We start from the raw sequence: 529 nt of genomic DNA, 5'->3' as shown, positions 1-529 counted from the left end.
ACTTGACAGAATTGATGTTCAGCATACTCTAAATATTAAACAGTCTAGCCAAAACCAAATCGAATACAGTTTTCACGAACTGGCCGTTATTGTTGAGCAAATATCGAATTCTGTTCCTTCCATCGCAGACTCTCAAACGTTACTTCGCGCAATTGAAGAACCATCAATTGTTCATAAACAAGCTCTGCAAGATCTGTGGGTGATGTTAGCTCGCGGACAACAATACTATTCTCAGCTTCGCTACCTCGACCTAGAAGGTAACGAGGTTTACCGTATCAACTACAACAACAATAAAGCGACAATAGTTCCTGAGAATAAACTGCAGAACAAATCAGCTCGTAGCTACTTTAAAGACCTCCACCGACTGAAGATTGGAGAAGTAAGCTCCAACGGTATCGATTTAGAGATTGAGAATGGTGAAGTCGTCCACCCTTTGATGCCAGCCCTAAGGATAATGACACCCGTCGCCTCAGAAGATCGTATTATTGGCTACTTTATTGCTAACCTTAATATGCTCGAGGTCTACGCT

Annotated in this window: 1 pseudogene; it reads left to right on the top strand. The window is 42.0% G+C overall.

The features are described from left to right. A pseudogene (locus AB4512_RS22730) lies at nt 1-529 on the top strand (sensor domain-containing diguanylate cyclase); the annotation flags it as partial.

The sequence above is a fragment of the Vibrio sp. 10N.222.52.B7 genome, from assembly GCF_041474275.1.
Classification (GTDB): domain Bacteria; phylum Pseudomonadota; class Gammaproteobacteria; order Enterobacterales; family Vibrionaceae; genus Vibrio; species Vibrio crassostreae_C.
This window is presented reverse-complemented; position numbering and strand designations above follow the sequence as displayed.